The sequence below is a fragment of the Aquabacterium sp. genome (genome assembly GCF_036273115.1).
Lineage (GTDB): Bacteria > Pseudomonadota > Gammaproteobacteria > Burkholderiales > Burkholderiaceae_C > Aquabacterium.
The window spans coordinates 23,591-43,662 of the sequence record NZ_DASUIN010000024.1 but is presented as its reverse complement, the minus strand read 5'-3'; the positions used below and the strand labels follow the sequence as shown (position 1 = coordinate 43,662).

15 protein-coding genes and 1 pseudogene are annotated in these 20,072 nt (G+C 60.4%); 7 read left to right on the top strand and 9 right to left on the bottom strand.

From position 1 onward, the window contains the following. Positions 1 to 32: 32 nt before the first annotated feature. From VFW72_RS10350 to dcd, 3 genes are all read right to left on the bottom strand, one after another. Positions 33 to 890: a 3',5'-nucleoside bisphosphate phosphatase gene (locus VFW72_RS10350; RefSeq protein ID WP_329674218.1), complete on the bottom strand. Its 858-nt coding sequence runs from the start codon at positions 888 to 890 to the stop codon at positions 33 to 35. Positions 891 to 956: 66 nt separating this feature from the next. Beyond that, positions 957 to 1,340 carry a DUF1801 domain-containing protein gene (locus VFW72_RS10345; protein ID WP_329674217.1) on the bottom strand — a complete coding sequence of 128 codons (384 nt, stop codon included), beginning with the start codon at positions 1,338 to 1,340 and terminating at the stop codon, positions 957 to 959. A 265-nt stretch (positions 1,341 to 1,605) separates the two neighbouring features. Continuing rightward, positions 1,606 to 2,175 (bottom strand): dCTP deaminase, encoded by a 570-nt coding sequence (gene dcd / locus VFW72_RS10340; RefSeq protein WP_329674216.1) that lies wholly within the window; start codon positions 2,173 to 2,175, stop codon positions 1,606 to 1,608. 217 nt (positions 2,176 to 2,392) lie between these two features. Between dcd and VFW72_RS10335 the strand changes: the two genes are divergently transcribed. Beyond that, positions 2,393 to 3,646: an MFS transporter gene (locus VFW72_RS10335; protein ID WP_329674215.1), complete on the top strand. Its 1,254-nt coding sequence runs from the start codon at positions 2,393 to 2,395 to the stop codon at positions 3,644 to 3,646. Positions 3,647 to 3,714: 68 nt separating this feature from the next. Here the strand turns inward: VFW72_RS10335 and VFW72_RS10330 are convergent, their stop codons facing one another. After that, positions 3,715 to 5,451 carry a bifunctional protein-serine/threonine kinase/phosphatase gene (locus VFW72_RS10330; RefSeq protein ID WP_329674214.1) on the bottom strand — a complete coding sequence of 579 codons (1,737 nt, stop codon included), beginning with the start codon at positions 5,449 to 5,451 and terminating at the stop codon, positions 3,715 to 3,717. A 223-nt stretch (positions 5,452 to 5,674) separates the two neighbouring features. On the opposite strand from VFW72_RS10330, the pseudogene VFW72_RS10325 reads away from it, so the two are divergent. The 3 genes and pseudogenes from VFW72_RS10325 to ybiB all read left to right on the top strand — a co-directional run. Beyond that, positions 5,675 to 6,877: pseudogene (locus VFW72_RS10325) on the top strand (NAD(P)/FAD-dependent oxidoreductase); the annotation flags it as partial. Between the two features lie 65 nt (positions 6,878 to 6,942). Further along, positions 6,943 to 9,771, top strand: a complete 2,829-nt coding sequence (locus VFW72_RS10320; protein WP_329674213.1) for a molybdopterin-dependent oxidoreductase — start codon at positions 6,943 to 6,945, stop codon at positions 9,769 to 9,771. A 44-nt stretch (positions 9,772 to 9,815) separates the two neighbouring features. After that, positions 9,816 to 10,757 (top strand): DNA-binding protein YbiB, encoded by a 942-nt coding sequence (ybiB, locus tag VFW72_RS10315; protein ID WP_329674212.1) that lies wholly within the window; start codon positions 9,816 to 9,818, stop codon positions 10,755 to 10,757. Here ybiB and VFW72_RS10310 read toward each other — a convergent pair. From VFW72_RS10310 to VFW72_RS10290, 5 genes are all read right to left on the bottom strand, one after another. Continuing rightward, on the bottom strand, positions 10,739 to 11,746 hold the full coding sequence (locus tag VFW72_RS10310) for a DMT family transporter (RefSeq protein ID WP_329674211.1): 1,008 nt from the start codon (positions 11,744 to 11,746) through the stop codon (positions 10,739 to 10,741). The genes ybiB and VFW72_RS10310 overlap by 19 nt on opposite strands. A 77-nt stretch (positions 11,747 to 11,823) precedes the next feature. Beyond that, on the bottom strand, positions 11,824 to 15,375 hold the full coding sequence (locus VFW72_RS10305) for an indolepyruvate ferredoxin oxidoreductase family protein (protein WP_329674210.1): 3,552 nt from the start codon (positions 15,373 to 15,375) through the stop codon (positions 11,824 to 11,826). A 120-nt stretch (positions 15,376 to 15,495) separates the two neighbouring features. After that, positions 15,496 to 16,806 (bottom strand): TAXI family TRAP transporter solute-binding subunit, encoded by a 1,311-nt coding sequence (locus tag VFW72_RS10300; RefSeq protein WP_329674209.1) that lies wholly within the window; start codon positions 16,804 to 16,806, stop codon positions 15,496 to 15,498. Beyond that, a complete protein-coding gene (locus tag VFW72_RS10295) occupies positions 16,806 to 17,324 on the bottom strand; it encodes a DUF1566 domain-containing protein (protein WP_329674208.1) in 519 nt (172 codons plus the stop codon). The genes VFW72_RS10300 and VFW72_RS10295 overlap by 1 nt, the downstream gene beginning before the upstream one ends. Before the next feature lie 140 nt (positions 17,325 to 17,464). Continuing rightward, complete coding sequence (locus VFW72_RS10290; RefSeq protein WP_329674207.1) at positions 17,465 to 17,731, bottom strand: hypothetical protein; 267 nt, start codon at positions 17,729 to 17,731, stop codon at positions 17,465 to 17,467. 331 nt (positions 17,732 to 18,062) lie between these two features. Between VFW72_RS10290 and VFW72_RS10285 the strand changes: the two genes are divergently transcribed. The 3 genes from VFW72_RS10285 (at position 18,063) to VFW72_RS10275 (ending at position 19,900) form a co-directional block, all read left to right on the top strand. Then, positions 18,063 to 18,422 carry an HU family DNA-binding protein gene (locus VFW72_RS10285; protein ID WP_329674206.1) on the top strand — a complete coding sequence of 120 codons (360 nt, stop codon included), beginning with the start codon at positions 18,063 to 18,065 and terminating at the stop codon, positions 18,420 to 18,422. Positions 18,423 to 18,534: 112 nt separating this feature from the next. After that, entirely contained in the window at positions 18,535 to 19,260 is a 726-nt protein-coding gene (locus VFW72_RS10280; RefSeq protein WP_329674205.1) for a hypothetical protein, read from the top strand. Positions 19,261 to 19,465: 205 nt separating this feature from the next. Further along, complete coding sequence (locus VFW72_RS10275; protein ID WP_329674204.1) at positions 19,466 to 19,900, top strand: hypothetical protein; 435 nt, start codon at positions 19,466 to 19,468, stop codon at positions 19,898 to 19,900. Positions 19,901 to 20,072 lie beyond the last annotated feature (172 nt).

Genomic DNA, 20,072 nt, shown 5'->3' with positions numbered 1-20,072 from the left:
CATAGCCTACCGCAGTCAGGCCCCCAAGTGGCTCAGGGCATCAAAATGCGATGCTCAAGGGCTTCCCACACTGGACTCAAGCTGCCCGGCAGGTCAGGCAGGGCTCCCAGATCGGTATGGCTTTCGCCTGGGCTGTGGAAATCAGATCCGCGCGAGGCCAGCAGATCGAACTCTTTGGCCATGTCGGCGTACTTCTGGTATTCGGGCACGGTGTGACTGCCCGTCACGACTTCAACGCCCTGCCCGCCGTGGGCTTTGAATTCAGAGAAGAACGCGTACTCTTCGTTGGGGGTGAAGTCATATCTGCCGGGATGGGCAATGACAGCAATGCCGCCCGCCTCAGTGATCCAGCGAACTGAATCAGCCAGCTTGGCCCAACGGTGCTCCACGAAGCCCGGCTTGCCTTCGGTGAGGTATTTTTTGAAGACGTCGTGCGGGTCGGCACACACGCCGATTTCGACCATATAGCGGGCGAAGTGGGTACGGGAAATCAGGTCAGGATTGCCAACGTACTTCAAGGCCCCTTCAAACGCGTTGGGAATGCCGACTCGGGCCAGGTCAGCAGCCATGTCGCGCGCACGCCGTTCACGGCCATTGCGGGTGTCGGCCAGGCCTTGAACCAGTTGGGGGTCGTCAGGATCGAAGCCCAGTCCGACGATGTGAACGGTTTTCTGGGCAAAGGTGACTGAAATTTCAGCGCCTGCCAGATAGGCCATGCCGAGCTTCGAGGCTGCCTGATGAGCGCGGTGCTGACCACCGACCTCGTCGTGATCGGTCAGAGACCACAGCTGAACCCCGTTGGCATGGGCGCGCGCAGCCACGTCCTCGGGCGACAGGGTGCCGTCCGAGACATTAGAGTGACAGTGCAGATCAGCGTTGATTCGGTGCATGCGCTTCCAAGCTTATTCCAGGTCAAATCGTATCAGCCCTGGCTGCATGCCCACATTGCTGCCCGATTAACCCCAACGCGGTGTCGATCGGCCCCAGGCGTGCAAGCAGGCTTGCGTCAATTCACGAACCAGTTGCTCATCCACCGGCTGACGGTAACGCACCTTGATGTGCCGCATGCCTTTGCCGGCCCCGTCGAGTTCAGGAAAATCAGCTACCAGCTGGACGCCATTGAACACCTGCAGGTGAGCGTTGACCTTGTGCAAAACGATGGCCATGACGTTGTCGCCATCGTTCATGAAACACAGATTGCCCCACTTGACCTCAGGGCGGAGTTGCGGCGCAGCAGCCAAGATGGCCTTGTGCATGGACTGGGCCGTTTCACGCTGTTCTGGACGGAGGCTGTCATAGAACGCGTTAACCAACGCTGGGGACTGGAGCGGACGACGCATCGAAAAAGACTCGAACAAAAGGTACAACAGGGACACTGAGCCCGTGCCCTTGAGGGCGCGAAACACCAACACCACCTACTGCTTTTGTTTTGGCCCCCGGCTTGGCCGAGTTGGCGACTGTCGTCTGTTACTGCAGAGTCAGTGGCAGGGCACCTGACGGTGCTCAATGCCTACCCCCAATCGTAACCGAACGTAATGAGCCGTTGCGCGCGCAAGCCGACGAAATTTCACGGTTCGCCGGCTTTCCGTCCGAGTTACGGCCCGATCAAGTCTTGGGCAAGGTCACGCCGCATTGGCCCTGGTACTTGCCGCCGCGGTCTTTGTAACTGGTTTCGCAGACTTCGTCACTCTCGAAGAACAGCACCTGCGCGCAACCTTCTCCGGCGTAAATCTTTGCCGGCAGCGGTGTGGTGTTGCTGAACTCCAGGGTGACGTAGCCTTCCCATTCGGGCTCGAACGGTGTCACGTTGACGATGATGCCGCAGCGCGCATAGGTGCTCTTGCCCAGGCAGATGGTCAGCACGCTGCGTGGAATGCGGAAGTACTCAACCGTGCGAGCCAGCGCAAAGCTATTGGGCGGAATGATGCAGACATCGCCCTTGAAATCGACGAAGCTCTTTTCGTCGAAGTTCTTCGGGTCCACGATGGTGGAATTGATGTTGGTGAAGATCTTGAACTCGTCGGCGCAGCGAATGTCGTAGCCATAGCTGCTCGTGCCGTAGCTGACGATCTTCTGGCCGTCTGCCGATGCCCGGATCTGACCAGGCTCGAAGGGTTCGATCATGCCCTGCTCTTCGGCCATGCGGCGAATCCAGCGATCTGATTTGATGCTCATGCAATCTCCTTGGAACTGGTGGAATTGTCTCTGATCGCGGGGCCATTTCCGACATGACCGACAACACTTGCGTTGCGCCACCTCAGTTTCGGTTCACTGCCGCACCCAAACTGTTGCACCAATTCAGCGCACCGGGGGCTGGCACGGTTCTCGCTACCCCAGAGCCACTAAAACAAGCCAGCCAACATCAGGCTGGCGCTATTCGCTGAGGCTCTTCATGTCAGATTTCAAAACCTTCCTGAAGGCGGGGCATCCGCCTACGCTGCTCGCGTCTTTCCTTTACTTTGACTTCACCTTTGCCATCTGGGTGTTGAACGGCGCGATGGCCCCGTTCATCAGCGAGACTTTCAATCTGACCCCAGCTCAGAAGGGCTTCATGATTTCCGTGCCCATTCTGGCCGGCGCACTGATGCGCTTCCCTCTTGGGGTGATGGCGCAGTACATCGGGCGCAAGAGCGCCGCCATGGTTGAAATGGCCTTGATCATCGTGGCGCTGATGTATGGCTACTTCTTCGTCAACAGCCACGACGAGGTCTTGGCGATGGGCGTGTTGCTGGGCATTGCCGGCGGCAGCTTCGGGATTGCCTTGTCGCTGGGCTCGGGTTGGTTTCCCGCCAAGCACAAGGGCCTGGCCATGGGCATTGCCGGGGCGGGCAACAGCGGTACTGTGCTCGCTGTGCTGTTTGCACCCCCACTGGCAACCAAGTTCGGTTGGCAAACGGTGTATGGCATTGCTGCAGCCACCATGGTCCTGCCCATGATCGTGATGGCGGTGCTGGCCAAAGAGCCCCCTGATCGTGAGCACCAGACCTTCCGCGAGCACATTGCCTGCTTGTTTGAGAAGGATGGCTGGGCATTCAGCCTGATTTATGTGATCACCTTTGGTGGATTCATCGGCTTGGCCAACTTCTTGCCCAGCTACTTCTACGATCAATTCAAGGTGACCAAGATCGAAGCCGGCCAGTTGACGATGCTGGCAACCCTGATGGGGTCGGCGACCCGTGTGGTGGGCGGCTACGTGTCTGACCGCTGGGGCGGCATCAACGCCCTGACGGGTGTGTTGGTGCTGGTGTGCACCACCCTGGTGATTTGCGGCACCATGGGGCAGAACCTGACAGCCACCACCTTGCTGTTCATGCTGTGTTTTGCGGCGCTGGGCGCTGGCAACGGCGCGTTGTTCCAATTGGTGCCCCTGCGCTGGCCTCTGACCACGGCCGTGGCCGGCTCCATGATTGGTGAGTTGGGCGCGCTGGGTGGCGGCTTCATTCCCAATGCGATGGGCCTGTCCAAGCAACACTTCGGCACCTACTTCTACGGCTTCCTGGCCTTTGCGATTCTGGGCGTGGGCGTGCTGCTGATGATGCGCGTGATGCAGATTCGCTGGACTCGTACCTGGGCGGAAAAAGGCGGCCGAGCACGAACCGGTGGCAGCACGGCTGCGGCTTACCGACAAGAAGCTGCCAAGGCATGATGGCGACCTCACCCCGCTGAAATTGAAACGCCCCGCTGGTCGGGGCGTTTTTCATGGGCTTCAAGGACTCAACGCCGCGGCAGGAACGTCAGCCAGTAAATCAACAAGAGGTTGAACATGAGCGAGATCACAAAGGCGGCCTGCCAGAGAACCAGAGGGTCACGCCCGACCAACGGGGTGGCGGCAATCGCAGACAAGGGACGCGAGGCACCACGATCCAAGGCCAAAAGCATTTCCTCGGCCGTTTCAAAGCGCTGCTTGGGATCGCGCGCAATGGCTTTGAGCACGATGTGATCCAACCAGATGGGCACATCAGGACGCAGGCGAGAAGGTGCCACGGGGGTGACCCGCTTGTACCGCCCGACCTGGTAGGGCTCGATTTCCCCGTAAGGCAGGCGCCCGGTGATCCATTCGTACAGGGTCACGCCCAATGCAAAGAGGTCACTCTGTGGCGTCACTTTGGACACCGCAGGATCGTCTTCCCATTGCTCAGGGTTCATGTAGCTGGGCGTCCCCGCATGAAGCACCTTCAACGACTCTGGCTCCTTGCCTGACAAGGCCACCCCCAGGTCCATCAATCGCCATTGCCCGTCCGCACCCCGCAGCACGTTATCGGGCTTGATGTCGCGGTGAATCACACCATGCTGGTGCAATCGCCCCAAGGCACGCACCACTTGAGATGCCCCCCCAACGATGTCAGCTACGCTGAAGGCATGCTTGCGCACCAGCATGTCGCTCAGCATGTCACCGTCAACCCACTCGTAGAGGGTGTAGAAACAAGTGGGGGCGATGGGTTCAAACACACGCACCAGACCTGTGTCCTGACGCTCGGTGACCCGTGCCCCAAGCCAAGCCTCATGCGCCAGCATGGCACGTTCCTCAGGATCGCTCGCACGTGATTCGTGCAAGGTTTTGAGGGCCATCCACGTTGCGCGGCCTTCATCACGCACTTTATAGACGCGATGCACCCCATTGGAAAACACGCATGAATGAACCAACAGGCCATCAAGCCGCTCGCCGGGCATCAGCTTGGGCGGCACGGGCAGTTGTCGCCCCCGGCGCTGCGCATCGTGCAATCTGGATGCGGCCAAGCCCTTGACACGGATGACCAAGGCGGTGGCGTTATCTCGGCCATGGGCGGCCATGGCCGCCTGCACCAAGGCCTCACTGGCCTCCTGCGCCGTGCCGCTCAGAGCATGCTTGAGGATCTCTGCCTTCTTCAGCACTCCGTGCACGCCATCGGTGGTCAGCACAAAGGTATCGCCGATTTGCAGTTCACCTTCTTCGTAATCGACACGCAGGCCATCATCTAGCCCCACCGCACGGGTCAAGCCGTTCTGGAAGGCATGCAGGCCCATGGTGTGATCCTGCGTGAGTTGAACGCAGGCTTGCGCGCGGATCAAGTAGGCGCGACTGTCGCCCACATGGGCCAAGGTGTAGCTGTGGCCACGCAAGACCACGGCCGTCAAGGTGGTCATGCCCGCCTGCCCCGCCCCGCCCTTTTCCGCCGCGGCACGACGACGATTGTGGTCGGCCAACCAGGCGTTCTGGGCCGATATGACACGGTCCAAGGCCACAGTGGTATCCCAGGTGGCAGGCGTAGCGAAGTAGTCTCGCAGCAAGGTCATCACAGTGGTTTGAGCCGCCTCCCGGCCCAAGCCTCCAGAGGACACGCCATCGGCAATGGCCGCCACCACGCCCCACGCCTCTTCATGGGGCGCGGGTTGCCCTACGCCAGCGAAGTCTTCCAGCGCAGAGCGAGGGCCACGCTCACTGGCGTAACCAAGATCCAGATCAAAACTCATGAATTCACGATGTAGATAGGTGCGAGGGCCGCACAAACAGCCCCAGCTTGGTGCGCCATCAAATGGCGCCCCGAGTGCGTGCAAGTTTCGAGCCCGTTTGCAGTGCAAGGCCCCGAGATGGGTCGCACTTGGTGCGCCCACCTTGTGATCCAGATCAAGGCTGGCCTTCATCTTGCTTCATACGCCGCATAACGATTCCTAGCTCCCCACGTGGAGTACGCTGATGAAGAAGATGAAACTCGTGCTGGTCGGCAACGGCATGGCCGGTGTTCGCACCTTGGAAGAGTTGCTCAAGCTCTGCCCGGACCTGTATGACATCACGGTGTTCGGAGCTGAGCCGCACCCGAACTACAACCGCATCATGCTGTCGCCGGTGCTGGCTGGTGAGCAAACCATCGACGAGATCATCCTCAATTCATTCGAGTGGTATGCCAAGCATGGCATCACGCTGCATACGAACAAGACGATTGTTGACATCAACCGCAAGCGCCGCGTGGTCGTGGCCGATGATGGCACCGAAGCCGCGTACGACCGGCTGTTGATCGCCACAGGGTCCACGCCCTTCATCCTGCCCGTTCCTGGCAATGACCTTGAGGGCGTGATTGCCTACCGCGACATTGCCGACACGCACACCATGATCGAAACGGCCCGCACGCACAAGAATGCGGTGGTGATTGGGGGCGGCTTGCTCGGGCTGGAGGCAGCCAATGGTCTCAATCTGCGCGGCATGAACGTGACGGTGGTGCACATTGCCCCCTGGCTGATGGACCGCCAGCTTGACGAAGTCGCCAGCAAGATGCTGCAACGCTCATTGGAAGAGCGTGGGCTGAACTTTCGCATTGGCGCCCACACCGAGGCGCTTGTGGGCGGCGCCGATGGGCGCGTGCAGGCCGTTCGTTTCAAGGACGGCACTGAAGTGGCCGCCGACTTGGTGGTGATGGCCGCCGGCATTCGCCCCAACACAACCTTGGCAGAAAAGGTGGGGCTGCATTGCAACCGAGGCATCGTGGTCACCGACACCATGCAAACGGTGACCGACCCGCGCATTTATGCGGTGGGTGAATGCGCCAGCCACCGTGGCATTGCGTATGGTCTGGTCGCCCCCTTGTTTGACCAGGGCAAGGTGTGCGCCAACCACTTGGCCATGTATGGCATTGGGCGCTATGGCGGATCACAAACTTCCACGAAACTGAAAGTCACGGGCATCAATCTGTTTTCCGCCGGCAACTTCATGGGGGGAGCTGACACAGAAGACATCGTTCTGTTTGACCCCTTGGCTCAGGTCTACAAAAAACTGGTCATCCAAGGCAACCGACTGGTCGGTGCATGCCTGTATGGCGACACCGCTGATGGCAGCTATTACTTCAAGCTGATACGAGAAGGCACGTGCATACGTGAGCGGCGCCATTCATTGATGTTTGGCGAACCAGCGCCATCCACATGCAAAGCCCCGGCCCCAGTTGAACCGCACATTGAATCGAAAGTCGCAGCATGAACACAGCCGGTACCACTCAAACTCGTGCCACTTGTTCATATTGCGGCACGGGCTGCGGTGTCTTGATCGAGTCGCAAAATGGCCGCATTGTGAACGTGCAAGGTGACCCACAGCACCCCGCCAACTTTGGTCGCCTTTGCACCAAGGGCAGCACATTGCACCTGACCGCCGCCGAGCACATTCAAAAGCAGACGCGCCTGCTCACCCCAAAACTGCGGCGCCATCGCCATGAAGTCGTTTCGCCCTGCTCTTGGGACGAAGCGCTCGACGCCGCCGCCGACAAACTGGTGGCCATCATGCAAGCGCACGGCCCGGAGTCGATCGGTTTTTACGGCTCGGGTCAATTGCTGACCGAAGACTATTACGTGTTGAACAAGCTGGTCAAAGGTTTGATCGGCACCAACAACCTCGACACCAATTCCCGCCTGTGCATGAGTAGCGCGGTGGCTGGCTATAAAGCCACATTGGGTGTCGATGCCCCACCCGCTTGCTATGAGGACTTTGACCACGCCGGCACGATTTTCATCGTCGGCGCCAACACGGCCTACGCCCACCCCATCCTGTTCCGCCGCATTGAGGATGCCCGGCGCGCCAACCCGGATCTCAAGTTGATCGTAACCGACCCGCGGCGCACCGAAACAGCCGACATGGCCGATCTGTTCCTGCAGATTCAACCGGGTACCGACGTGGCGCTGTTTCACGGCATGCTGCACGTCATGCTTACAGAGCAGTTGCTTGACGCCGCCTACATTCAACAGCACACCGAGGGCTTTGAGGCTCTGCAAACCCTGGTGCAACACTACCCACCCGCCCGGGTGGCTGCGCTGTGTGGCATTGCCGAGCAGGATTTGATTCAGGCCGCACGCTGGTTTGGCGCCCACGGCCCGACACTGTCGCTGTACTGCCAAGGCTTGAACCAAAGCAGCCGTGGCGCCGACAAGAACGCCACCCTCATCAACCTGCACTTGGCAACAGGCCAGATTGGCAAGCCCGGCGCCGGCCCGTTTTCACTGACCGGACAACCCAATGCCATGGGCGGACGCGAAGTGGGGGGCATGGCCAACCTGCTATCGGCCCACAGAGACCTGGCCAACCCCCAACACCGGGCCGAAGTGGCTGCCCTTTGGGGGGTGCCCGATGTGCCCGAAAAGCCGGGTTTCACTGCCGTAGAAATGTTTGAAGCCGCAGCCCGCGGCGAGCTCAAGGCCTTGTGGATTGCTTGCACGAACCCGGCCCAATCGCTGCCTGATCAAGCCACCGTGCGCCGTGCCCTGGAACGCGTCGAACTGGTGATTGTTCAGGAAGCATTCGGTACGACGGCCACCTGCGCCTATGCCGACATCCTGCTGCCAGCCACCACCTGGGGTGAGAAGGATGGCACCGTCACCAATAGCGAGCGCCGCATCAGCCGCGTACGGCCCGCCATCGCCCCAGCCGGGCAAGCCCGCCATGACTGGGCCATCTTCACAGACATGGGCCGCCGCCTGGAGCAACGCCTGCCCACCCTGACTGCCCGCTACCGCGCAGGCATGAGCACCTTGTTTCCCTATGACTCGCCTGAATCGGTCTGGAACGAGCACCGGGAGTCCACGCGCGGACGCGACCTGGACATCACCGGCCTGAGCTACACCATTCTGGAGCAGCAAGGCCCTCAACAATGGCCCATGCCAGAGGGCCACTCGCAAGGCCAGGCTCGGCTCTACACCGATGGGCAGTACCCCACCCCCAGCGGTCGAGCCAAATTCAGCGCGGCGCCTTACTTCCCCGTCGCCGAAGCGCTGAATGACGCCTACCCCTACAGCTTGAACACCGGGCGCCTGCGCGACCAGTGGCATGGCATGAGCCGCACCGGCAATCTGGGGCGACTGTTCGGCCACGTCAGCGAGCCTTGCGTTGAACTCAACCCCTCCGACATGTCCCGCCTGAAGGTCAAAGAAGGCGATCTGGTCGAGTTGCGCTCGCGTCGAGGCATGCTCTACGCCCCCGCCAAAGCCAATGACGCCATCGGCGTGCAGCAAGCCTATGTGGCCATGCACTGGGGACAGGAGTTCCTGAGTGGCCGTGACCCGCAAGGCCATGTCATCCCTGGCGTCAACGGGCTGACTACGCCCCAGTTCTGCCCCACCGCCAAACAACCTGAACTCAAGCATGCGGCTGTTCAGCTAGCGCCGGCCTCTCTCCCCTGGCGCTTGGTCGGGGTGGCCTGGCTACCTCAGGACGACGCTTTGCGGGCGCGCGAAGCACTCAAACCTTTGATGGCCGAGTTTGCCTTCAGCAGCTGCGTCCCTTTCGGACGCGAGCCAAGTGACAGCGGCAAAGTGGGTGTCTTGTTCCGTGCAGCCTCCTCGCAAAGCTGCAGCGAGGACACCCGTCAGCAGATCGAAGCGATCTTGGGTCTATCGGGGGCCGATCTCCTGCGCTATGACGACCGCCACGCAGCCCAACACCGGCGGGTCAAACTCTCGCAGCATACCGATGGGGTTCGAGTCGAGGCTTTCCTGCTGGCCGGTGACGTCAGCTCGGAGGAATGGCTTCGCCCCGTGCTGCAGGAAGATCAGGCGGCCGACGCGTACCGCGGCACGCTCTTGGTCCCCGGCGCCAAGCCCCCCGTCGCCGTAGCGAGCAAGGGGCGTCAGGTCTGCGCCTGCTTCAACGTCACAGAGCCCAGCATTCTTGACACCCTGAAGGCCTGCCCAGGCCAATCGGCCGACCAACAACTGGGCCACTTGCAAGGCGCCTTGAAATGCGGCACAAACTGTGGCTCGTGCGTTCCAGAGTTGCGCAAGATCATCAAACTGCACCTCGCTGAAACAGCTCCGGCCTGATCCAGCCCCGATAATGGCCGCCGGTACCTCCTTGGCATTCCCCCATGAGCATTGCTGGCTACATCAAAGAAATCGGTCGAGGCAAAGATGGCGCTCGGCCCTTGGCGGCGGATCAGGCACATGACCTGTTGAACCAGATCTTCTCGGGTCAAGTCACAGATCTGGAAATTGGCGCGTTTTGCCTGGCCATGCGCATCAAGGGTGAAACCGTTGGTGAACTGGAAGGCTTCGTTCGTGCTGCCAGCGAGCACAGCATCCCCCTGGCCGATGCCGCCACAGCCTTTCAGCGCCCGGTGGTGGTGCTGCCATCGTATAACGGCGCCCGCAAGCTGCCCAACCTCACTGCGTTGTTGGGATGGGCCTTGACTCAACGCGGCGTGGCGGTGCTGATCCACGGCCCCTTGCGTGACAAGACCCGCGTGACCACGGCCGAGATCTTCGACGCCCTGGGCTGGCCCCACGTGGCCGATGCCGTCGGGCTGCAAGCCGCCTGGCAGCAAGGGCTTCCGGCCTTCATTGACATTGCCACCCTGTGCCGCCCCCTGGCCAAGTTGCTCGACGTGCGCTGGACAGTGGGCCTGCGCAACCCAGGCCACACCGTCGCCAAGTTGCTCAACCCGTTCGCACAGGCGGATGTGCCGTCCATCCAGGTCGTCAACCACACCCACCCGGAATACGCCCACTCGCTGACCGAGTATCTGGCGCACACACGCAGCCAGGCCTTGTTGATGCGAGGCACCGAGGGCGAGCCGGTGGCCGACCCGCGGCGCCAGCCCCGGTTTGACGTATTCACCCAGGGCAGCAAGAACGCCGAACTCAGCCGTGCGCCGCAAGAAGGGGTGCTCACATCCCTGCCCGAGTTACCGGCCACCATTGACCCTGAAGCCACCGCCCGCTACATCAGCGAAGTGGTCTCGGGCCAACGTCCGCTGCCCGAAGCCATTGCCACTCAGGTCGACTGCCTGGTTCAGGCGCTGCGTGCCTGACGGTTCGCTGCCTGTTTGACCTGGGGGCTAGCGCTCACCCGAGTGAGCAGCAAGATGCCGATCACGATCGTGCCGGTTCCCAGCAACAACCGAGGCGTGATGGGCTCACCCAAGGTCCAGGCAGCCATCCAGATCGTCGACAACGGGCCCACCATGCCCACTTGGGCTGCAGAGGTCGCGCCGAGCAACTGCACCCCGCGCATCACCAGCCAGACAGGCAACGCAGTACAAAACACCGCATTCACTGCGGACAGAGCCCAGGCCTGCCATCCAAGCTGACTCACCCGCCCCACCTCACCCGAAGTGGCTGCGTAAACCAGGCCCCACTGCAACATGCACAGCACACAGGCCACACTCGAGGCGCGCCCCACCAGCCACAAAGAACCATGGCGTTGCACCAAAGCCCCGCTGCCCATCAGATAAAGGGCATACGACAGCGCACTACCTAGCACCAACAAACTGCCCAAGGTCAAAGCATGCGACGGGTCTACGCCCCATCCCGAGTGCACGTGCTCCGAAACCAGAGGCGTGGTCGTCCAGTCATGCCACCACACCACGCTGACACCGGCATAGGCCACGCCCAGGGCCAGCAACTGCATCAAGGCAATCGGACGCCGAAACCAGAGTGCCGACAACACCAGCACCATGGTTGGATTGAGATACAGAATGGCCCGCTCCAGATTGGCGCTGATGTACTGCAAGCCGAGAAAATCCAGCGTGCTGGCAAGGTAGTAGCCAGTCACCCCCAATCCCGCAATCTGCCACTTCACCGCGCGCTCAAGCGGTTCGGCCTCACGCCCTCGTTGGGCCCACCACGCCATCACCAGAAAAAGTGGCAAGGCCAGCGTCATGCGCATGCCCACCACAGCAATGGCATCGCCGCCCATGCGGTAAATCAGTTTCGCCACAATGGCTTTGCCGGAGAACGCAATGGCACCCGCAAGCGCGCAGAGCAGCCCCTCCATTTGTTGTGTACGTGTCGTCGCCATACCCGTACCCTAACCGAGGCGAGGCCTATTGGCACCACCGAGCGCAAGGACAATCTGGTGAACAGCGCCGTCCGCGCTCAACCCTGAGGCTGCAATTGCTGCCAGGTCAGCCGGGCCGCCTCCACACTCTTGATGCGCACGTGGCCATACCCCTTGATCGTCTCAGGCACCGATGCAATTTCGATGGATCGGGCCAAGTTGCTCGCACGAAGCGTACGCAACACCAACTCCAGACGATCGCGATACTCGTTCAGCAAAGCCCGATCCAGGCGTCGGTCTGCCGTATAGCCGAAGGGGTCCATCCAGGTACCGCGCAGCCGCTTGAACCAGGGCAGGCTGCGCAAAAAAGGCTGCCACATGGATCCGAACACATGCTTGCTGGGCGCTTGACCGCCCTTGCCCCCGCCCATCCACGGCGGCGCCAGGTTGAATGAGACCTTGTAGTCCCCCTCGAACTGATTCGCGATCTGTTCATGGAAGGCCGGGTCGGTGAGCAACCGTGCGACCTCGTACTCATCCTTGTACGCCATCAATTTGAACAGATTGCGCACCACCGCTTCCGTCAGACGAGAGCCCCCCAACGCGCGCTCCGCAGCTTGAACACGGCGAACCAGCTGCACGTACTGCTCGGCATATGCAGCATCCTGATAGGACTCCAGATAGGCGCGGCGGCGCTCAATCAAACGCTCCACATCCCCAGCTGCGGGCGCGGTTGCGCGAGCCCACACCACCGGCTGAGGCGGAATCACCATGCGCATCACTGCAGCCGCATCGTGCGCGACTCTTCTGCCCCACTCGAAGGCCGTCAGGTTGTTGTCCACCTGCACACCATTCAACTCAATCGCCCGGCGAAGGGCCGATCGACTCAGAGGAATCCAACCCTTCTGCCATGCGTAACCCAACATCAAAGGGTTTGCATAGATTGCATCCCCCAACACCCGGGTTGCCAGCTCCACCGCATCGAGTTGCCCAACGTTGCCATCGCCCACCGCATGCCGAAGCGCATGGTCACATTGGTGTGCAGGGAATTGCCAACCAGGCTCATGAACCAATGCCGCTGTGGGCGTTTCGTGCGTATTCAGTGCCACACGTGTTCGCCCTGCCCGCATCATGGCCAAGGTACTCGAATGAGCCGCCACGATCGGGTCACACCCCATGATCAGGTCGGCCTCGGCCATGCCCACCCGTGTGGTGTAAACAGCCTCAGGGCGGTTCGCAATCTGCACATGGCTCCAGGTGGCGCCCCCTTTTTGGGCCAAGCCAGCAGACTCTTGCGTCACGATGCCCTTGCCCTCCAGATGTGCCGCCATGCCCAACAACTGGCCAATGGTGATCACCCCCGTTCCGCCTATGCCCGCCACCACGATGCCGAAGGCCGACTCGGCATTGGGCAAGGCAGGCTCAGGCAGCACCGGCAAACTGGCCAGTGACGGGATGCCGCCCCCTGCCTTTGGGGCCCGCAATTGCCCGCCTTCCACCGTCACGAAGCTGGGGCAAAAACCCTTTACACAAGAAAAATCCTGGTTGCATGAGCTTTGGTTGATTCGGCGCTTGCGCCCGAATTCCGTTTCCACCGCCTCCACACTCAGGCAGTTCGATTGCTCTGAGCAATCGCCGCACCCTTCGCACACCAGCTCATTGATGACCACGCGCTTGGCCAGCTTAGGCGCCAGACCACGCTTGCGACGACGACGCTGCTCGGTAGCGCAGGTTTGCTCGTAAATGATCACCGTGCAGCCTTGAACCTCGCGCAGCTCGCGCTGCACCTTGTCCAACTCGTCGCGATGGTGGACCTGAACACCGGGAGCCAAATCGGTGACGTTGGCATAGCGCTCAACATCGTCAGTCACCACGACCACCCGGCTTGCTCCTTCAGCCTCCAGCTCTCGTGTCATCGCTGCCACGCTCAAGGTACCATCCACCGGCTGGCCGCCCGTCATGGCGACCGCATCGTTGTACAGAATCTTGTAGGTTACATTGACCTTGGCCGCAATGGCCTGGCGAATCGCCAGAACCCCGGAATGGAAATAGGTGCCATCGCCCAGGTTCACAAACACATGCGACTCGTTGGTGAAAGGCGCCTGGCCTACCCAGTTCACCCCTTCCCCACCCATTTGGGTCACGGTCTCGGTATGCCGCCCCATCCACATGGCCATGTAATGGCAGCCAATGCCAGCCAACGCCCGCGACCCCTCGGGCACCTTCGTGGAGGTGTTGTGGGGGCAACCGCTGCAGAACCAGGGTACCCGCTCGGCGCTCTTGCCCAACTCTTTGAGTGATCGCTCCTTGGCGTCAATCACCGCCAAACGCGCCTGGATTCGCTCACGCAGGGCCGGGTCACGCCCCTCAAGCAAGCCCAGCTTGTCAATGCGCAGCGCCACGGCCTTGGCGATCAGTGCGGGGTTCAGGTCAGCCTGGGCCCTGAGCAACCATTGAGACGCAGGGTGATCGTGTGACCATTCCCCTCCGGTGCGGTCCCCCTCGGGCTCGCAGAACTTGCCCAGCACATTGGGGCGCACGTCTTCACGCCAGTTGTAAAGCTCTTCCTTGAGCTGATACTCGATGATCTGACGCTTTTCTTCGATCACCAAGATCTCTTGCAACCCGGTGGCGAACTCGCGCGTGGCGCTGGCCTCCAAAGGCCACACCACGGCCACCTTGTGAACCCGTAAGCCGATCTGCCGGCATGCCTCCTCGTCCAGCCCGAGATCATGCAGCGCCTGCCGCAAATCGTTATAGGCCTTGCCGCTGGCCATCAATCCCAAGCGAGCATGCGGCGAATCGAGCACCGTTTGATTCAAATGATTGGCACGGATGTAAGCCAGCGCGGCATACCACTTGTAATCCATCAAACGGGCTTCTTGTTCCAGCGCCGTATCAGGCCAACGGATATTCAAGCCGCCCGCTGGCATACCAAATTCAGTCGGCACCACGATGCGGACCCGATCGGGGTCAACCGACACCGTCGAGGCGGACTCCACCACCTCCTGAATCGTCTTCATACCCGCCCACAAGCCGGAAAACCGGCTCATGGCATAGGCATGCAGCCCAAGATCAAGAATTTCCTGAACCGAACTGGGAAAGAAAACGGGCAGCCCACACGCTTTGAAGATGTGGTCACTCTGGTGCGCCACAGAAGAACTCTTAGCGGCATGGTCATCACCGGCCACGGCGATCACGCCACCATGCTTGGCGGTTCCAGCCATGTTCGCGTGCTTGAACACATCCGAGCAACGATCCACACCGGGGCCTTTGCCGTACCACAAACCAAACACACCGTCGAAGCGCTGCCGCTCTGGGTGCAAGTCAAGCTGCTGCGTGCCCCAAACGGCCGTCGCCCCCAGCTCCTCATTCACCCCGGGCTGAAAAACGATGTTGTGCCTGGCCAGATGCGACTTGGCCTTCCACAGTGCCTGGTCGTAGCCCCCCAAAGGAGAGCCCCGATATCCGCTGATGAACCCGGCCGTATGCAGGCCACTCATGGCATCACGGGTTTGCTGCAGGATGGGCAGACGCACCAGCGCCTGAATACCGCTCATGAACGCGGTGCCCCGCTCCAGCGTGTATTTGTCGTCGAGCGACAAGGTCTCCAGGGCCTTCAGGACATGGTCGGGTAGCGGAGCATTCATGAAACACCTCCATCAATGCGTAACCCAGTTTAGGCCTGCAGGGCTCTGACAGGCTTATCGGTTTTACGGAGGGTTCCCGGGTCTCCTGCAGAGCAAGGCAGCCCCTGGCGCGGCACTAAATCACGCCGCAGACGACAATTTCTGAATGCGTTGGCGCACCAGCTCAATGTGCGCACGTAGGTTGTACAGGTGCTCAGCGTAGGAAAGAGGCGTGCGAATCTGGCTTACCCCACGCTCTACCGCGTCGAGTTGGGCCAGCGCGGACGGGACATCCAAAGCCTGCTTGTCGACGTCGAGCTCGAATTCGAGCTTCTTGAGCTTGCCGTACCACCTGTAGATGCGCGACCGCACCCGCCACGAATACAGCGCGGGTGCGTATCGAAACAATGGCACCAGCAAGGCCAAAGCCGGAATCACAAACACGATGACGCGATCGAACCAGACTGCAATCCAGAACGGCAGATGCTTGTGCAGGAACGATGGGCCGGCCTTCATGTAATGGTCGGCATCCAGGCTCAAGGGAATATCTACCCCCTTGGGCGAAGGAAAGTCGCCTTCACGCTGCAGCAGGCCGTCGCCCCCGAATATCTCGGTGGAGGCCTGCATGAACAAGGTGACCAAAGCCGGGTGAATGGTGTCTCGAACCACCAGAATCGCCGTCGGCGCCACCAACTCCATAGGGCGAGATGGAATGTTCCTGGCCAGATCAAAACCACCCGCTGGTAACACCACCCGGGTCAGGTAAGGAAAAATGCGGGAGTAAGCCTCAGCCTGCCTAAAAGACAGCAGGTTGATACCCGGCGCGTGCATCATTCGGTTGATGAGTGATGACTCCGGTGCACCAACAAGAAACACGGCATCGAGTTTGCCATCCAACAGGCGTTGGGCCGCCTCCTGAGGCGACCAAGCCTCGAAATGAGTGTTCTCGCTATCCAGACCGTTCGCATTGAACAATTGAACAGCCAGGGCATTCATCCCGCTGCCTCGCGGGCCCAAACCAACCCGACGCCCCTGCAACCCGGTCAGCCGATCGACAGGCAATCCGTGGCGATAAAACACCCACACAGGCTCGTAGTACAGCGACGCCAGACTCATCAGGTTTTCGCCATCAGAATCTTGTGCCACGCCTCCTTGCACCAGTGCTGCGGTCACCCCACTGCGCTCATCGTTGAGCAGCTTCAGATCCTCGATGGCGCCATTGGTCGGGCGCAAATCAACTTCGATGCCGTCGCGAGCCAGTATTTCCTTGAACTGGCGCGCAAACCCTTCGTAGCCACCGCCCTCCGGCCCTACCGTCATGACGATGCGACGGGGAGGCGCAGGCTGAATGAAACGCACCACAGCCCACCACCCAGCGGCGAGCACGGCCAAGACGAGCAGCAGTACAACCCAGAAATCAGCCGACGGCCAACGCAAACGCTTAGGCGGCATCAATTGGCCGGAGGCAAGGCCACATCAACTTCGCGCTTGACCAAGCGGGCTGCATTACCGGCGCAACGTGCGTCCGCACAGTAGCCAGGGTTGCCCTCACCGAAGTTGACGACCTGATCCAGTTTGCCGTCGTAGGCCCAGTACCAAAGGACGGTCGGATCCATGTCAGGGAAGGCCTCTTCGTTGATCGCGGGGTTACGACAACGGCCAATCAGCAACGAGCGCAACTCTGCCGGACGTGGCAGTCGCCAGCCGTCGCCCTCCTCATCCCTCGCTGCGGCGAAATTGACCCGATCAACCAAGCCCACGCAGCCCACTTTTTCTTTCCACTTCTGTCCGACGCTGCAGCGCTGCCAGGTCAAACCAGTGACCTTATCCAGCACCGTTGCGCCCTTGATTGTGAAGCGTTCAGCCACAGGCGGAGCGGGCTTATTGGGATTGCAACCGGCGAAAGCCTGTCCGCTGGTCAGTACCAGACCGACGGCCATTAGCGCAGCCAAACAACGTGAACGCCCCATTTTTACCCTCTCGCAAGCCTGCAGGATTGATTCTCAGGGCGCTGATCCTGCACTGCCGCAACGGCAAACACAATCCGGAACAACCACGGTCCCCCTCAGACCGGTGTGCCCAACCATACACAAAGAGCGACGCGCGCCCATCAATTCAGCACGGTCGCCACAGTCATCAGCACGCCTAGTGCACCCAGCAAACCAAGAAACTCGGTCATTCTGTAGACGGCACGAGCCTGACGCCCCCGAACACGTCGGCTGCGGGACTCCAACCACAGCGTTCCGCCGGCAAAAGCGGCAAAGCAAATCAAGCCGCCCCAAATGCCCCAGACCATCCAGGCGGTCGCTGCAGCAACCACACTGACCGACAGACCAAACCAGGTCTGCCCTTTGAAAACCAATTGAATCGCAGGCATCACATACTCCCACCTGAACAACGACGCGTGACTTTAGAAGCGGACCGGGGAGCGCTTGCGTCCACGTGTAACGGCCCAAGACCGCCCCCCAGCCAGACCGCTTTGCTCAGCGGTAAAAAATCACGACAGAAACAGCTTGTTTACAAGTTGGGTGTGTTGATAGCGTGACAGTCATCCAGCAACCCCTCAGAAAAGCTGCAATCACGCTACACACCCGATCAGAACTGGCTTTTTCGCGTCTTTCTAGGGGCAAAACCGGTATCAACCCGGTTGATGTCCTGCACAATAGGATTGCCCGCAATGTTGCGGGTGCAACCATGAGTTTTCTCAGATGAACAAAGGCGAACTGATTCAGCATCTGGCTACCCAGCATGAACTGTCCAAAGCAGAAGCTGGTCGCATTCTGGATACGCTCCTTGATGTCGTGGTGACCACCGTCAAGAAGGGTGGCACCGTCACACTGCCAGGCTTCGGCACCTTCAAGCAACACGCTCGTGCGGCTCGCAACGGCGTGAACCCCAGCACCGGCGCCAAGATCAAGATCGCGGCCGCCAAGCTGCCCAAGTTCACCCCCGGCGCCACCTTCAAGGCTGCGGTTGACCCCAAGGCTGCCGCCAAGAAGGCTGCTGCCAAGGCTCCCGCCGCCACCAAGAAGGCACCTGCCAAGAAAGCTGCCAAGGCTAAGAAGTGATGCCCGCGGTGCTCTCTCGCACCGTGACATCCACTGGCACAGGCCACCTGCCTCTCCACGCGGAGGCAGGTGGCCTGTCACCATGGGCCCACACATTTTGAGAACCCACGCCATGAAACCCCAATTCCGCTCCGCTGCATTCGCCCTGATGACCTTGACGGGGCTGTCTGCCCAGGCCTACGAGTTCAACGCCATCAGCAATCTCAACCAGGATGAGTTTCGGCGCCTGAGCGAAGATTTCTCTTCTGCCATGTCATACAAAGCGATCATCCCAGCCGAAAACATGGGGCTGACCGGCTTCGACATCAGTGCCACAGCTGGCGGCACCAAGCTGGAAAATCGCGACGTGATCAAAAAGGCAGCGGCCGGCGCCTCGGTTCCCTCTGTTTTGCCAACCGCTGCGATCCGTGTGCACAAGGGCCTGCCCTTGAATCTGAACGTTGGCGCCTCCTACACCACCGTTCCTGGTACTGGCCTGGGCGCTATCGGTGGTGAACTGCGTTGGGCCTTCATGCCCGGCAGCACCTTGATGCCTGCAGTGGCGGCACGCCTCGCTCTGTCACAGACCATGGGGCTCGACCAACTGAAACTGCGCAGCACCAGTTACGACATTTCGATCTCGAAAGGCTTCACCCTGCTGACGCCGTACGCCGGTATTGGCTACGTCCAGTCTCGCGTTTCTGCTCCGGAGTCTCCCGCTCTCGAATCCGAAAAAGTGGGCCAGACCAAATACTTCGCTGGTCTGAACATGAATCTGGGTCTGATGAACCTGGGACTGGAAGGCGACCGCACCGGTAAAGCCAACTCGTACACCTTGAAGTTGGGCGTTCGCTTCTGAGCACCCCGGCTCGTCAAGTAAGCCAAACCGACAAAACAGCCCGCCAGTGCGCGGGCTGTTTTTTTTGCTGTTCATGCCTTGAACAGCGCCCCCCTCATTCAGGTTGCCGCCCGTCATTTCGCGGGGGAACCCTAGTGTAACGAGATGTACAGCCGGTTAGGATCGACCTCGATCGCCAACTATTCCGCAAAAAGGCAGTACCTCCGTGAAAAACTTCAGCTACCTCCACGTGAGCGGCTTCGCAGCCATGGGCCTGATCGTCGCCTGCATGGCGCAGTATTGGTTCGGAGAACATCGCCCAACCAGCCATACCGTGGCCTACAAACCCTCCGCCGATACCATCCGAGCCGCCGAGGAGGAGCACCGCCAAGCCGCAGCCCGTCTGGCGATGCTGCGCGAAGACCGAAAACTCGAAGAGTTGGCACGTGCGCAAACCCATCGGGAACGGATGAGCCGAGAACAGGCTTGGCAGGCCTACTACAAGCAGCCAGAGGCCTGTCAGCACCCCACCACTCAAGTGCTCTTTACCGCCTGCGCTGACGAGCACATCCGTGCCCGCAAGGAATTCGAACACAGCTACCAAGGCAATAAAGCTGCGCTGGCTCCCTACCAAAGCACCATCGCCACCAATGAAGAATGAGGGTCAGAGGCACAACGTGACTTCTTTCACGAAAAATACCTCTCAAGTCTGAAGACCTCCTGCCGATAACACTAAGGCATGACTTCAGATATTTCAGCCTCCCGCGTGGAGGCTGTTTTCTTTTGGATGTCGCCTGTGGTTTACTTCGATATCAGAAAATAAAAAAATATCG

What these genes read in the sequence shown, in the direction of transcription:
- VFW72_RS10300 (WP_329674209.1), bottom strand. Translation starts at nt 16,806, where the DNA reads ATGCCGCCTAAGCGTTTGCGTTGGCCGTCGGCTGATTTCTGGGTTGTA.
- VFW72_RS10330 (WP_329674214.1), bottom strand. Translation starts at nt 5,451, where the DNA reads ATGAGTTTTGATCTGGATCTTGGTTACGCCAGTGAGCGTGGCCCTCGC.
- VFW72_RS10350 (WP_329674218.1), bottom strand. Translation starts at nt 890, where the DNA reads ATGCACCGAATCAACGCTGATCTGCACTGTCACTCTAATGTCTCGGAC.
- VFW72_RS10285 (WP_329674206.1), top strand. Translation starts at nt 18,063, where the DNA reads ATGAACAAAGGCGAACTGATTCAGCATCTGGCTACCCAGCATGAACTG.
- VFW72_RS10280 (WP_329674205.1), top strand. Translation starts at nt 18,535, where the DNA reads ATGAAACCCCAATTCCGCTCCGCTGCATTCGCCCTGATGACCTTGACG.
- VFW72_RS10295 (WP_329674208.1), bottom strand. Translation starts at nt 17,324, where the DNA reads ATGGGGCGTTCACGTTGTTTGGCTGCGCTAATGGCCGTCGGTCTGGTA.
- ybiB (WP_329674212.1), top strand. Translation starts at nt 9,816, where the DNA reads ATGAGCATTGCTGGCTACATCAAAGAAATCGGTCGAGGCAAAGATGGC.
- VFW72_RS10310 (WP_329674211.1), bottom strand. Translation starts at nt 11,746, where the DNA reads ATGGCGACGACACGTACACAACAAATGGAGGGGCTGCTCTGCGCGCTT.
- VFW72_RS10320 (WP_329674213.1), top strand. Translation starts at nt 6,943, where the DNA reads ATGAACACAGCCGGTACCACTCAAACTCGTGCCACTTGTTCATATTGC.
- VFW72_RS10305 (WP_329674210.1), bottom strand. Translation starts at nt 15,375, where the DNA reads ATGAATGCTCCGCTACCCGACCATGTCCTGAAGGCCCTGGAGACCTTG.
- VFW72_RS10290 (WP_329674207.1), bottom strand. Translation starts at nt 17,731, where the DNA reads ATGCCTGCGATTCAATTGGTTTTCAAAGGGCAGACCTGGTTTGGTCTG.
- VFW72_RS10345 (WP_329674217.1), bottom strand. Translation starts at nt 1,340, where the DNA reads ATGCGTCGTCCGCTCCAGTCCCCAGCGTTGGTTAACGCGTTCTATGAC.
- dcd (WP_329674216.1), bottom strand. Translation starts at nt 2,175, where the DNA reads ATGAGCATCAAATCAGATCGCTGGATTCGCCGCATGGCCGAAGAGCAG.
- VFW72_RS10335 (WP_329674215.1), top strand. Translation starts at nt 2,393, where the DNA reads ATGTCAGATTTCAAAACCTTCCTGAAGGCGGGGCATCCGCCTACGCTG.